General features: G+C 64.5%; 13 protein-coding genes and 1 tRNA gene. 8 read left to right on the top strand and 6 right to left on the bottom strand.

Going from position 1 to position 13,010, the window contains the following annotated elements; all coding sequences use genetic code 11:
* The first annotated feature begins 8 nt into the window (after positions 1 to 8).
* The 3 genes from CGLAU_RS10510 (at position 9) to CGLAU_RS10500 (ending at position 2,335) form a co-directional block, all read left to right on the top strand.
* Positions 9 to 81 (top strand) — tRNA-Thr (locus CGLAU_RS10510).
* Positions 82 to 225: 144 nt separating this feature from the next.
* Entirely contained in the window at positions 226 to 933 is a 708-nt protein-coding gene (locus CGLAU_RS10505) for a response regulator transcription factor (RefSeq protein WP_095660656.1), read from the top strand.
* Positions 934 to 955: 22 nt separating this feature from the next.
* Positions 956 to 2,335 (top strand): sensor histidine kinase, encoded by a 1,380-nt coding sequence (locus CGLAU_RS10500; protein ID WP_095660655.1) that lies wholly within the window; start codon positions 956 to 958, stop codon positions 2,333 to 2,335.
* Here the strand turns inward: CGLAU_RS10500 and CGLAU_RS10495 are convergent.
* Complete coding sequence (locus tag CGLAU_RS10495) at positions 2,298 to 2,708, bottom strand: HIT family protein (RefSeq protein ID WP_095661176.1); 411 nt, start codon at positions 2,706 to 2,708, stop codon at positions 2,298 to 2,300. The genes CGLAU_RS10500 and CGLAU_RS10495 overlap by 38 nt on opposite strands.
* Before the next feature lie 31 nt (positions 2,709 to 2,739).
* Here CGLAU_RS10495 and purD point away from each other — a divergent pair, with 31 nt between their 5' ends.
* On the top strand, positions 2,740 to 4,014 hold the full coding sequence (gene purD / locus CGLAU_RS10490) for a phosphoribosylamine--glycine ligase (protein ID WP_095660654.1): 1,275 nt from the start codon (positions 2,740 to 2,742) through the stop codon (positions 4,012 to 4,014).
* Entirely contained in the window at positions 4,007 to 5,461 is a 1,455-nt protein-coding gene (gene purB / locus CGLAU_RS10485; protein WP_095660653.1) for an adenylosuccinate lyase, read from the top strand. Before purD ends, purB begins: the two co-directional genes overlap by 8 nt.
* Positions 5,462 to 5,465: 4 nt before the next feature.
* On the opposite strand, the gene CGLAU_RS10480 is transcribed toward purB, so the two are convergent.
* On the bottom strand, positions 5,466 to 5,987 hold the full coding sequence (locus tag CGLAU_RS10480; protein ID WP_095660652.1) for a hypothetical protein: 522 nt from the start codon (positions 5,985 to 5,987) through the stop codon (positions 5,466 to 5,468).
* Positions 5,988 to 6,006: 19 nt separating this feature from the next.
* Here CGLAU_RS10480 and CGLAU_RS10475 point away from each other — a divergent pair, with 19 nt between their 5' ends.
* Positions 6,007 to 6,894, top strand: coding sequence for a phosphoribosylaminoimidazolesuccinocarboxamide synthase (locus CGLAU_RS10475; RefSeq protein ID WP_095660651.1), 888 nt, complete (start codon positions 6,007 to 6,009; stop codon positions 6,892 to 6,894).
* A 3-nt stretch (positions 6,895 to 6,897) separates the two neighbouring features.
* On the opposite strand, the gene CGLAU_RS10470 is transcribed toward CGLAU_RS10475, so the two are convergent.
* The gene (locus CGLAU_RS10470; RefSeq protein WP_095660650.1) at positions 6,898 to 7,620 is read right to left on the bottom strand and encodes a hypothetical protein; all 723 of its coding nucleotides are present in this window, start codon (positions 7,618 to 7,620) and stop codon (positions 6,898 to 6,900) included.
* 86 nt (positions 7,621 to 7,706) lie between these two features.
* On the opposite strand from CGLAU_RS10470, the gene CGLAU_RS10465 reads away from it, so the two are divergent.
* Complete coding sequence (locus tag CGLAU_RS10465) at positions 7,707 to 9,830, top strand: S9 family peptidase (protein ID WP_095660649.1); 2,124 nt, start codon at positions 7,707 to 7,709, stop codon at positions 9,828 to 9,830.
* Positions 9,831 to 9,835: 5 nt separating this feature from the next.
* Positions 9,836 to 10,510 carry a DUF2334 domain-containing protein gene (locus CGLAU_RS10460; RefSeq protein ID WP_095660648.1) on the top strand — a complete coding sequence of 225 codons (675 nt, stop codon included), beginning with the start codon at positions 9,836 to 9,838 and terminating at the stop codon, positions 10,508 to 10,510.
* Here CGLAU_RS10460 and CGLAU_RS10455 read toward each other — a convergent pair whose 3' ends face one another.
* From CGLAU_RS10455 to CGLAU_RS10445, 3 genes are read right to left on the bottom strand one after another with little or no spacing between them, the layout of a single operon-like run.
* On the bottom strand, positions 10,511 to 11,329 hold the full coding sequence (locus CGLAU_RS10455) for a metal ABC transporter permease (protein ID WP_095660647.1): 819 nt from the start codon (positions 11,327 to 11,329) through the stop codon (positions 10,511 to 10,513).
* Complete coding sequence (locus CGLAU_RS10450) at positions 11,329 to 12,012, bottom strand: metal ABC transporter ATP-binding protein (RefSeq protein WP_095660646.1); 684 nt, start codon at positions 12,010 to 12,012, stop codon at positions 11,329 to 11,331. Before CGLAU_RS10450 ends, CGLAU_RS10455 begins: the two co-directional genes overlap by 1 nt.
* Positions 12,009 to 12,944 carry a metal ABC transporter solute-binding protein, Zn/Mn family gene (locus CGLAU_RS10445; RefSeq protein ID WP_095660645.1) on the bottom strand — a complete coding sequence of 312 codons (936 nt, stop codon included), beginning with the start codon at positions 12,942 to 12,944 and terminating at the stop codon, positions 12,009 to 12,011. Before CGLAU_RS10445 ends, CGLAU_RS10450 begins: the two co-directional genes overlap by 4 nt.
* Positions 12,945 to 13,010 lie beyond the last annotated feature (66 nt).

Here is a 13,010-nt window from a genome sequence, read left to right as displayed (position 1 = left end):
GCGCGACTGCTGGAGTGGCGCAATTGGTAGCGCAACGGTCTTGTAAACCGTAGGTTGCGGGTTCAAGTCCCGTCTCCAGCTCTCTTTTTCGTTTGGGTGGGATCAACGGGGGACCGTCGTCAAGCAAAATGCTCTTGACTTCGCGCGACACGTACAGCGAGTGTGCAGGAAACGTTCAGCGTGAGGGTGTTCAATGTCCTGTGGTTCTTGAATAAAGGAGTGGTAATGGCTGAAAATCCGCAGGGTGTGAAGGTGCTTGTCGTTGATGATGAGCCGAATATCGTCGAGCTTTTGACGGTCTCCCTGAAATTCCAGGGGTTCGATGTGGAGAGCACGAACTCCGGACAAGAGGCGCTCGAGCTCGCGCGCACCTTCAAGCCGGATGCCTACATCCTGGACGTGATGATGCCGGGCATGGATGGCTTTGAGCTGCTGGGCAAGCTGCGGGGCGAAGGCTTGGAAGGTCCCGTGCTCTTCCTGACCGCGAAGGATTCCGTGGAGGACCGCATCCACGGCCTGACCATCGGCGCCGACGACTACGTGACCAAGCCGTTCAGCCTCGAAGAGGTGATCACCCGCCTGCGCGTGATTCTGCGCCGCGGAAACGTCACCGAGGACAGCGGCGAGGACGCCACCCTGCGCTACGCCGACCTGACGCTGAACGACGAGACCCACGAGGTGACCAAGGCCGGCGAGATCGTGGAGCTTTCGCCGACCGAGTTCAACCTGCTGCGCTACCTCATGCTTAACGCGGAGGTCGTGGTGTCCAAGGCCAAGATCTTGGATAATGTGTGGCACTACGACTTCGGCGGTGACGGCAACGTGGTCGAGTCTTACATCTCCTACCTGCGCCGTAAGATCGACACCGGCGACGTTCCGCTGATTCACACCGTGCGCGGTGTGGGCTACGTGCTGAGGACGCCGCGCTCCTAAACCGCAACAGCCCGTTAACGCCATGCCCTCCCCTTCCGTCTACTCCGTGCGCAAGCCGCTGCAGAAACGGCTGGTGACGCTCGTGGTGCTCACCGCCGCGCTGGCGATGCTGATCAGCTTCACTTTCGTGTTCTTCCTGATGCGCAGCTTCCTGTACCAGCGGGTGGACGAGCAGCTCAAAGACGGGCTGGACACGTGGGTGGGCCAGTCCGCGCCGCTGATCCCCAGCTACGGCGCCCCGAGCGATTTCCACCAGATGATCTGGCGCCCGGAGTACGGCTCCTTCGAGCCCATCACCTCGACTACGCCGCCTGACTACGAGCAGCTGAGCGACTTTGACAAGGCACAAACCATCGGCTCGGTCACAGGCTCTGAGTTCAACCGACAATGGCGCGCGATGGCCCGCGAGGAATCCAACGGCACCGTGCGCATGGTGGCCAAAAAGCTCGACGCGGAGCGACGCACGCTCACCGGTCTCGCACTTACGGAAGGAGCCATCGGGCTCTTGGCGACGTTGGCGATCATCCTCATTGGGCGCCGCCAAGTCGCGAACGCGCTTGCGCCCCTACGTGAAGTGGAGCGCACCGCCCTGGCAATTGCGGGAGGCGACCAAGACCGGCGCATCCCCTCGTGGTCCCGCGACACCGAAGTGGGCAAGCTCTCATACGCGGTGAACACCATGGTCACCCAGCTGCAGGACACGGTGACGGAAGCAGAAGCGAAAGAGGAGCAAATGCGCCGCTTCGTCGGCGACGCCTCCCACGAACTGCGCACCCCGCTCACCAGCGTGCGCGGGTACGCGGAGCTCTACCGCACCGGCATGGCCCCGGACGCGGACATGGTGCTGAACAAGATCGAGGAGGAATCCGCCCGCATGCAGCTGCTGGTGGAGGATCTGCTCGCGCTCACCCGCGCGGAGGGTGCGCGTCTGGAGAAACGGCCGGTGGACATGCTCGGCACTGTAACCACAGCCGCCAGCACGGCGAAGGCGGCCTTTCCTGGCCGGGTGGTCAACATCAACCACGACTGCACCCGCCAGCCGGTGGTCGACGGCGACCCCGACCGCCTGCACCAGGTGCTGCTCAACCTGATTACCAACGCGTTCAAACACGCCGGCGAGGACGCGGTGGTCACGATTACCCTGCGCGACAACCTTGACCGGCTGTCCATCGACATCGCCGACGACGGCGTCGGCATGAGCCAGGAGGATGCCGAGCACATCTTCGACCGCTTCTACCGCGCAGACACTTCACGCACCCGCGCCACCGGCGGCTCGGGGTTGGGCCTGGCGATTGTGAAGTCCATCATCGAGCAGCACGACGGCACGGTCAGCGTGGAAACCGCGCCAGGCAAGGGTTCGACGTTTACGCTGTCGCTTCCACTGCCTCGCGAAGCCGCGTAGCCGCCTCGTCCATCTTCGCTTCGTCGACCGAGTCCGGATCCATCGCGGTGGACAGGTCGTAGCCCGACATGTCATTGGCGGGAAAGACGTGGATGTGCGCGTGCGGCACCTCGAAGCCGGCGATCAGGTAGCCGGCGCGCTCGGTACCGAAGACGTCGATAATGGCTCGGCCCACGTTCTGCGCAACCTCGTTCAGGTGCGCCCACAGCTCCGGCGAGAGGTCGGTCCACTTATCCACCTCTTCGACCGGCACGACCAGCGTGTGGCCGTACGCCACAGGCGAGATGGTCAAGAACGCGGCCACGGTCTCGTCGCGGTAGACAAACCGGCCGGGCAGCTCGCCGTTGATGATCTTGCTGAATACTGTGCTCATGACGCCCAACGCTACCTGTAAATTTGAACCCATGCGCATCCTTGTCATCGGTTCGGGCGGCCGGGAACACGCCCTGCTCACAGGCCTTTCCGGGTACCAGCACGAGCTCACGGTCGCGCCGGGCAACGCCGGTATGGCAACGCTCGCCACGGTCCGCGAGGTGGACGTGGCCGACCCGCAAGCCATCCTCAAGCTCGCACAGGACATCGACGCCGAACTCGTGGTCATCGGCCCGGAGATCCCACTGGTGGCAGGCGCCGCAGACGCACTCGAAGCAGCCGGCATCAACGTCTTCGGCCCGAGCGAGGCCGCCGCCCAGCTCGAGGGTTCGAAGGCGTTTGCCAAGGAGGTCATGGCAGCCGCGGGCGTGCTCACCGCCTCCGCGACCCGCATCGAAACCGCAGAGGAGATCGACGCCGCCCTCGACGAATATCAGGCGCCCTACGTGGTCAAGGACGACGGTCTGGCCGGAGGCAAGGGGGTCGTGGTCACGGAAGACCGTCGAGAAGCAATGGCCCATGCTGAGGCCGTGATCGCCGCGGGCAACCCGGTGCTCTTCGAGAGCTTTCTCGAAGGCCCCGAGGTGAGCTTGTTCTGCCTGGTTGACGGCGAGACCGTCGTGCCGCTGCTGCCTGCGCAGGATCACAAGCGCGCGCACGACAACGATGAGGGCCCGAACACCGGCGGCATGGGCGCGTACACGCCGCTGCCGTGGCTGCCGGAGGATGGTGCCCAGCGCATTGTCGCCGAGATTGCCGAGCCGGTCGCCCGCGAGATGGTCGCGCGCGGCATTCCATACCACGGCCTTTTGTATGTCGGCGCCGCGTGGGGCCGCTCGGGCCCGGCAGTCGTCGAGTTCAACGCCCGCTTCGGTGACCCGGAGACCCAGGCGGTGCTCAGCTTGCTGGAAACCCCACTCGGCGAGGTGTTAGAAGCAGTTGCTTGTCGACGCCTCGCCCAACTGCCATCGCTGACCTGGAAGCCGGGATACGCCGCCACCGTGGTGCTGGCTGCGGGAGGCTACCCGCAGGCCGCCCAGACCGGCGACGTGATCACGGGCGAAAACCTCGACGACCCGTCGAAGGTGCTGCACGCTGGAACTGCGCAGCGCGATGGACACTACGTGTCCGCGGGCGGGCGCGTGCTCAACGTGCTTGGCCAAGGCGAGACGCTGGAGGAAGCGGTGTCCAACGCGTACGCCGAGATCGAGCAGATTGGGCTGCCGGGGTCGTTCTACCGCTCCGACATTGCGCGAGCAGCCATCGAGGGCGCGATTGCCGTGGTGGATAATGAGGACCATGTCTAACGCGCCTACGTCTGCCAAGCCTGCCAAGCCTGCTAACGCCAACGTCCTGTCCAACCGCTACGCCTCGCCGGAGATGGCGACGCTGTGGAGCGCGGAGCACAAGATCGTGCTCGAGCGCCAGCTGTGGATCGCGGTGATGAAGGCCCAGGCCGAGCTTGGCGTGGAGATCCCGGCCGAGGCAATTGCCGCCTACGAGGCTGTGATCGACCAGGTGGATCTGGAATCGATCGCGGAGCGCGAGCGCGTCACCCGCCACGACGTGAAGGCGCGCATCGAGGAGTTCAACGCGCTTGCGGGCCACGAAGAGATCCACAAGGGCATGACGTCCCGCGACCTCACCGAAAACGTCGAGCAGCTGCAGATCGTGCGCTCGCTGGAGCTCGCCCGCGATAAAGCGATCGCGCTGCTGAAAGCGGTGGGCAACCGCGCGGGCGAGTATAAGACGCTGGTGATGGCGGGCCGCTCCCACAACGTCGCCGCGCAGGCGACCACGCTGGGCAAGCGCTTCGCCTCTGCGGCTGATGAGATCCTTGTCGCTGTTGAGCGCATCGAAGAGCTGTTGGGCCGCTACCCGCTGCGCGGCATCAAAGGCCCGATGGGTACCGCGCAGGACATGCTTGACCTGATGGGCGGCGACGAGGAGAAGCTCGCTGGCCTAGAGCGCGGCATTGCCGGGGGCCTGGGCTTTGAGCGGGTCTTCGATTCAGTCGGCCAGGTTTACCCGCGTTCGCTGGACCTCGATGCGGTAAGCGCGCTGGTGCAGCTCGGCGCGGGTCCGTCCTCGCTGGCCACCACGATCCGCCTGATGGCCGGCAACGAGACCGTCACCGAAGGTTTCAAGGAAGGCCAAGTTGGCTCGTCCGCGATGCCGCACAAGATGAACGCGCGTTCTTGCGAGCGCGTCGGCGGCTTCCAGGTCATCCTGCGCGGCTACCTCACTATGGTGGCGGATCTCGCCGGCCAGCAGTGGAACGAGGGCGACGTGTTCTGCTCCGTGGTGCGCCGCGTGGCGCTGCCGGATGCCTTCTTCGCCATCGACGGCCAGCTGGAAACCATGCTCACCGTGCTCGACGAGTTCGGCGCGTTCCCGGCGATGATCAACCGAGAGCTTGACCGCTACCTGCCGTTCCTCGCCACCACCCGCATCCTGATGGCGTCGGTGCGCGCGGGGGTGGGCCGCGAAACCGCCCACGAGGTGATCAAGGAACACGCTGTGTCCATGGCGCTGGACATGCGCGAAAACGGCGCGGAGCAGAACCTCATTGAGCGCCTCGCTGCCGACGACCGCCTCCCGCTGGATCAGACTCAGCTCGAGGAGGCGCTCAGCGATCGCCACGCCTTCATCGGGGCCGCAGAGTCGCAGGTCGATCGCGTGCTGGAGCGGGTGCAAAAGCTTGTCGACGCCCACCCGAACGCCGCCGACTACACCCCCGGCGAGATCCTCTAGAGCGCTACTTCCAGGTGACGGTGTTGGTGCCGCTCACCTCGACCTCGGTAGCGGGTTCGCCGTAGAGCCCGAACCACGAGGCGAACGCTGTGTTGTACGTTTTGCCGACCTTGAGGTCGCCGGTGTAGCCGGACGGCTCATCGTCTTTCAAATCGCAGACTTTGGCATCCTCGCCGGGCTGGAAGAAGTTCGCTTTCTGCTCGCCGTTGCGCATGGTGAACTCGGGCATCTGCACCGTGACATCCACCGGGTAGTCGCCGATGAAAGTGGGCGTAAGTGTCACAGGGTAGCAGTGCACTTCGGGATAGTCGGGGGTGGCGTCGACAAGCACTGGCTTGAAAACGGTGACCTCCCAAGAAACCGGAACCCCGTGCGCGGTGTCGAGGGTGACCACCTCAGCGCTGGCGCCGAAATCCTGCGTGGAGTCTGGGGCCCCGGGGACATCGCCGGAGTACGGGCTGGGTGGCGACGTGCAGGCGGTGAGAATGCACGCTACGGCGAGGACGGCAGGCGCGCGCTTGAGCATGGGGAATATACTAGCCCGCATGCCAGCAGAGCTCTCTGATTACCAGCACATCTCCGGCGGGAAAGTCCGCGAAATCTACGAATTGGACCCAGATCACCTGCTCTTGGTGGCCTCCGACCGCATCTCCGCGTTCGACTACTCGCTTGAGCCGGCGATCCCGGATAAAGGCCGCATCCTCACCGCGACATCGATGTTTTTCTTCGACCTGCTCGACGTGTCGAACCACTTGGCCGGGCCGATCGATGACCCGCGTATTCCCGAGGAGGTACTCGGGCGCGCGATGGTGGTGAAGAAGCTCAACATGGTGCCGTTTGAGTGCGTGGCGCGCGGCTACCTGACTGGCTCGGGCAAGAAGGAATACGACGCCCGCGGCAAGGTCTGCGGCGTGGCGCTGCCGGAGGGCCTGACCGAGGCCTCCAGGCTGCCGGAGCCGATTTTCACCCCGGCGACGAAGGCGGAACAGGGCGACCACGACGAGAACGTGACGTTCGAGTACATGGCGAGCGAGATCGGCGGCGAGCTGGCGGAGAAGCTGCGCGAGCTCACGCTCGAGGTGTACACGCGCGCGGCGGAGCACGCGGAAAGCCGCGGGATCGTCCTCGCGGACACGAAGCTGGAGTTCGGTATCGACGCCGACGGCACGGTGGTATTGGCGGATGAGGTGCTCACGCCGGATTCCTCGCGCTACTGGCCGGCGGATTCCTACGAGGAAGGCAAAGTGCAGCCCAGCTTTGACAAGCAGTATGTGCGCAATTGGCTCACCGGCCCGAAGGCGGACTGGGATCCGGAATCTGGCCTCCAGCCGCCGGAGTTGCCGGGCTCGGTGATTGAAGCGACGCGCGATCGCTACATCGAAGCCTACGAGCGCCTCTCGGGGAAGCGCTTCGCAGACTGGGTGGGGAACTAACCCTTACATGTCGAAGTAGATTTCGTGCTTCTGATCGCCGACATCGTAGGAAACCTTCAGGGAGTCAGCGACCACGGTGCCCGGAGAATCGATGGCGAGCTCGGCGGTCTTGTACTCCTTGCCCACCTCGAGCTGCTTGAGCAGGCTCGGCATCTTGTCGCCGCGGTGCACGCCGCAGGCCACGTCGCCACCGTAGTACAGGGTGCCGCCGCGGTTACCAACAGCATCGACCGGGCTGGTCAGGAGTGACGGGACGCCGGTGGTGTCGCCTTCAACCCCTTCGTAGGTGAGGGTCACCGGGAAGCAGAAGAGCTGATCGCCTTCGCCCAGGTCCTCAATTTCCTGCCCGCCGGCGTTCTTCGAGACTTCCTCGGCAGTGATCGGCGTGCGGGGATCAACGCGCACGGTGAGGTAGAACTCGGCGCCGTCGTAGTTCGTGGTCTTGATCTGCGCGGTTTCACCAAGCTTGAAGTGGTCGCCGTTGTTCGCCGGTGAGAAGTCTGCCGGCGGCGCGGCCACGCCGGAACCGTCAGCGCTCGAGGCGGAGCTCGATGCTGCGGCGGAAGAAGTCTCCGCTTCGGAGGTCATGGCCTGCTCGGAGGTGGCTTCCTCGGTGGTCGGTTCTTCCAGGGTATCTTCGCTGTCCTCGCCACATGCGGTGAGTGTGAGCGAGGTTGCCGCCATGACGGCGACGACGGTCATCTTGGACTTAGCGTACTTGAACATAAGGAAAAACTTAGCAGAGGATGAAAGCGCTGGGCGGGTTACGTAAGCGTCGATAAGCAAAAAGCCCCAGCGTAGGGTGGTGTCTTATGACTGCCCCGAAAGCTCCGATCCGACCGATTGTCCGCACATTTCACGGCCGCGAGTTCACTGACAACTATGAGTGGCTGCGGGAAAAGGACAACCCCGAGGTAATCGCGCACCTCGAGGCCGAAAACGCGTACACGCAGCAGATGACTGCGGGCCTGGAGGGTCTTACCGACGCGATCTACGGCGAGATTAAACTGCGCATCAAGGAAACCGACATGAGCGTGCCGCAATGCCAGGGCGACTGGTGGTACTACGGGCGTGTGGAGGAGGGCAAAAGTTACGGCATCTCCTGCCGCGTGCCGGTGAAAGACGACCCGTGGACCCCGCCGGAAATCGTCGACCAAATGCCGGGTGAGCAGGTGCTTCTTGACGCCAACGAGCTCGCCGAAGGCCACGATTTCTTCTCCATGGGCGCCTCCAGCGTCTCCACCTCCGGCCGCCTGCTCGCGTACTCCACCGACACCGAGGGCGACGAGCGCTTCACGCTGCGCATCAAGGATCTTCAGAACAATTCGCTTTTCGACGATTGCCTGACCGACGTCTTCTACGGCGCGACGTGGGCTGGCGAAGACTACATTTTCTACGTGCGCGTCGACGATGCCTGGCGGCCGTACCAGGTGTGGCGTCACAAGGTGGGCACCGCCGAATCCGAAGACGTGCTGGTGTACCAAGAGGACGACGAGAAGTTCGCCGTCGGGGTGAACGCGGATCGCGCCGAGCGCTACCTCTACATCTTGGCTTCGTCTTCGCTGACTTCGGAGTACCGGGTTGTACCGCTGACGGATCCCACCGCCGAGTTCGAGGTGCTGTGGGCGCGCGAAGCGGGCGTGGAGTACCACGCGGAGTACGCCGAGGTTGGCGGTGCGGAGTACTGGGTGGTCACCCACAACACCCGCGGGCCGAACTTCGCGGTGAGTGTGGCGCCGGTGGCTTCGGATAGTGCTGCGCTGCCGGACCTGCGCGATCTGAACGTGGTGGTGCCGCACTCGGAGACCATGCGCGTAGAAGGTACGGACGTTTACCGCGACTTCATTTTTTTGAGCTACCGGCGCGAGGGCATTTCGCGGCTCGCGGTGTCGGATCTCACCGGCGGCGACTTCGGGGCGTTCAACGAGCTGGAGTTTGACGAAGAGCTCTACACCGCGGGCTTTGTGGGCCACCCTGAATGGGACGCGCCGGTGGTGCGCATCAGCTACACCTCGTTTACCCAGCCGTCTCAGGTGCTCGACTACACGGTGGCTACCGGCCAATACACGTTGCTCAAGGAGCAGGAGGTTCAAGGCGGCTACGACGCAGACGAGTACGAAGCGTTCCGCCTGTGGGCGACTGCCGACGACGGCGCCGAGGTACCGATCTCCGTGGTGCGGAAAAAGGGCGTCGAAGGCCCTGCGCCGCTTTTGCTGTACGGCTATGGCTCCTACGAGGCGTCGACCGATCCGGGCTTTTCTATCGCGCGACTGAGTCTGTTGGACCGCGGGATGATCTGGGCGTGCGCGCACGTGCGCGGCGGCGGCGAGATGGGGCGTACCTGGTACGACCACGGCAAGATGCTGCACAAGAAGAACACGTTCACCGACTTCGTGGCCTGCGCTGACAAGGTCGTCGAACTGGGGCTGACTACCCATGACCGCATGGTGGCCGAGGGAGGCTCGGCTGGCGGGTTGCTCATGGGTGCCGTCGCAAATCTTGCCCCCGAAAAGTTTGCCGGGATCCAGGCGATCGTGCCGTTCGTGGACCCGCTGACCTCCATTTTGAAGCCAGAGTTGCCGCTGACGGTGGGCGAGTGGGAGGAGTGGGGCGACCCGTATCACGACGCCGAGGTCTACGACTACATGGCGGGGTACGCGCCGTACGAGAACGTCGAGGCGAAGGAATACCCGGCAATCCTGGCGGTGACCAGCTTGAACGACACGCGCGTGCTCTACGTCGAGCCAGCGAAGTGGATTGCGAAGCTGCGCGAGGTGGCCACCGGCGGGCCGTTCCTGTTGAAGACGGAGATGTCGGCCGGTCACGGTGGTGTCTCCGGGCGCTACGCGAAGTGGAAGCAGACCGCGTTTGAGTACGCGTGGACGCTGGCGACTTCCGGCGCGGTCAGCGACGCAGCCGAGTCTGTGGAAAAATAGCCCCCATGCCCGGTCGCCTGCTCGTCTCTGTTTCATCGATTTTCGACGAGACCCTTGACGGCGTCCGTGAGCTGGTAGACCACCTCGATGCTGACGCGATTCCGGTGTCGCTGCTGGTGGCCCCGCACATTGATAAGCGCTGGCATCTCGCGAAAGACAAAACGACCCGCACCTGGCTGCGCAAGCAGGCCGGGGAGCGGGCGTTGCTGCTCAACGGCTTCGACCAGCCGGTGCAGGGGCGGCGCGCAGAGTTCGCCACGCTGGAAGAGCACGAGGCGCGACTGCGCTTGAAGGGTGCGACCCGGCAGATGGAGTCGCTCGGCTTCGATTTAGAGATGTTCGCTCCGCCGCGGTGGCAGATGTCGGAGGGCACGCTGGAGGTTTTGCCTGATTTCGGTTTCGACGTCGCGGTGTCCACGCGCGGCATCCACCAGTTGCAGACCGGCGAGTTCGTGCAGTGTCGCAACCTCTCCGTCGGCGAGGGTTACGGTGCGGCGAAGTGGTGGCGCCGCAACATCATCCGCGCCGCAGAACGCGGAGCGGAGCGCGGCAACACCATCCGTCTTTCGATCTCCGGCCGTGAGCTGGGGCAGAAGAAGGTGCGGCGTGACTTTCTCGCCGCCGCGTCGGCCGCAGTCGAAGCAGGAGCGAAGCCGTCCGATTACCGCGCGTACCGCTAATTAGCGCTGCACTCGAATACGGCGCCCGCGCACCGCGCCGATCACGCGGCACACCAAATAGATGCCGAACGAGATGAAGGCAACGAACACGCTAACCGGCACGCCGGGGGCGAGCGAGAGTAGCATCCCGCCCACCGCTGAAACCTCGGCGAACAGCACTGACCACCACACCGCGTGCACCGGGTTCGCGGTGATGGCAGCGGCCGCCGCGCCGGGCGTGATCAGCAACGACATCACCAGCAACGCACCGACGATCTGCACCGACTGCGCCGAGGCCACGCCCACCAGCGCCGCGAACACCACCGCCATGGTGCGCACGCGCACCCCGGAGGCAGCCGCCATCACCGGGTCTGCAGACGCGAAGAGCAACGGGCGCCACAGCAGCGCCACCGCTGCCACCACCAGCACGGTCGTCACCGCGAGCATCGCCAGGTTCTGTTCGGACACCCCCGCGATCTGGCCCGTGAGCAGCGCCAGCGCCCGGTTTGAATTGCCCGGATACAGGTGGATGAACAGTACCGAAAGGCCCATGCCGAAGCTCATCACCACACCGACGGCGGAGTCTTGCTGCCCGCGGAATCCCAGCGCCGCAAGCACGATCGCCGCGACCACAGCTCCCGCCACCGCACCGAATCCAAGGTTCAGCCCAAAGAGCAGCGCCGCCGAGGCGCCCATCAGCGCGAGTTCCGAGGTCGCATGCACAGAAAACGACATCTGCCGCAGCACAATCAACGGCGCCATCACGCCGGAAAGCACACCCAGCAAGGCACAAGCGATCAGCGTGGCCTGCACAAAGTCCAAGCTCAACAGATGCAGCATTACAGCACCACCATCCGGCCGTCGACCTCCACCACATCCACGCGCGTGCCGTAGAGCTCACTGAGCACCTCGGAGCGCATCACCTCATCAACGCTGCCCACCACATGGCCCTCCGGCCCGATGTACAGCACCCGATCCACCACACCCAGCACCGGGTTGATCGAGTGGGTCACGCACACCACCGCCGCCGGGTGCGCCGCGAGGCGCTCGACGGTCTCGCGCTGGCGGGAGGGGTCAAGCGAGAGCAAGGGTTCGTCGGCAAGCACAAGCTCCGGATCCTGCGCGAAGGCCTGAGCCTGCCGGATGAGCTGCTGCTGCCCGCCGGAGAGCACCCCTGCGCGACGATCGGCGAAACTGGTCGCGCCAACTTGAGCAAGAAGCTTATCGACGGCCCCTTGATCCGCCCTCCTCATCGCCCGCGGTTCGACCGCGAGTGCGACCAGGTCGCGGCCGCGCACCGGAAGATCGGCGGGAAACATGTGCTGTTGCGGGATGAAGCCGACTCGGCCGTTGACGCTCACGCTGCCGCTGGTAAGGCGGCGTGAGCCAAGGATGGTGCCCAACAGGGTTGATTTGCCGACACCGTTGGGACCGAGAACAGCGACGAACTCGCCGGGCTCGATGGTGAGATCGAGCCCGGCCCAGAGTGGTGCGACGGCGGCGTCGCGAAGTTCGGCGATCAAGCAGCGTGGTCCTTCGGTTCGGCGGCGGCCACAACGCGCTCAATTGTGTCGGTGACTTCCTCAATGTAGTCGAGGAAGTTTGTGCCCGCGGGTGGGGTTTCGGTGATCTCGATGATGGGGACGTTGTTGTCGTTGGCCGCGTCGATGAGACGTTGGGTGGCGCTGTTCGTGCTCTGCGGGTTGACCACGAGGAAGTCGAGGGAGCCTTGCTCGATGACCTCGATGAACGCGGCGATGGCGTCAATGGACGGGTCGGTGTGGTTCAGCGTCGAGCGTGCGTACTGCTCGGGAGTGACGTCGTCCAGCTCGGTGCCGTAGAGGAGACCGGCCGCAATCGGCTCGGTCATCGCGAGGTGCACGTGGTCGAGCTGCCCGAGGCGCTCGCTCACCGCGTCCATCCGCTTGGTCACCTCGCTTGCGGAGCCGCCTGCGCGCTGTTCAATTTCCTTCGCAACTTCGCTGACCTTTTCCGGGACGAACCACGCGTGCTCGATCTCGTCGTGGTCGTGGTCGTGGTCGTGGTCGTGGTCGTGGTCGTGGTCGTGATCGTGGTCTTGCGCGCCTTCGGCAAGCGGGATCGCATGGATGAGCTTCGCCTCATCCACCGCGTCGTACAAGCCAGCGTCGTACGCGCCGCCGTTGGCAATCACCAGGTCCGCTTCCCGAAGTTTCGCGATGTCTGCTGCGGTCGCCTCGTAGTGGTGCGGGTCAACGTTCGCACCCGTGATCACCGCCTCGACATCGTCGCCGGTCACCGCGGACGCCACGTCCGCCCAAACCTGGGTGGTTGCCGCGATCTTTGAGACATTGCTTGTCGACGCTTCCGTCGCAGCCGTGTCACTTTCCGTTCCGGAGCAGGCGACCAGCGTCGTCCCTGCGAGCAATGCGGCTGCGGCGGCGCGCAGCGACGCGAAAATGTGTGAGTGAGCCATGCGCCCATTCAAGCACTAATGAAAATGGTTTTCAATTCGTGCTTGTGGGCGCTTGGGGGTGGCTGG

Source organism: Corynebacterium glaucum (assembly GCF_002287505.1).
Classification (GTDB): domain Bacteria; phylum Actinomycetota; class Actinomycetes; order Mycobacteriales; family Mycobacteriaceae; genus Corynebacterium; species Corynebacterium glaucum.
The sequence above is the reverse complement of the archived record's forward strand: the minus strand, read 5'-3'. Positions and strand labels throughout refer to the sequence as shown.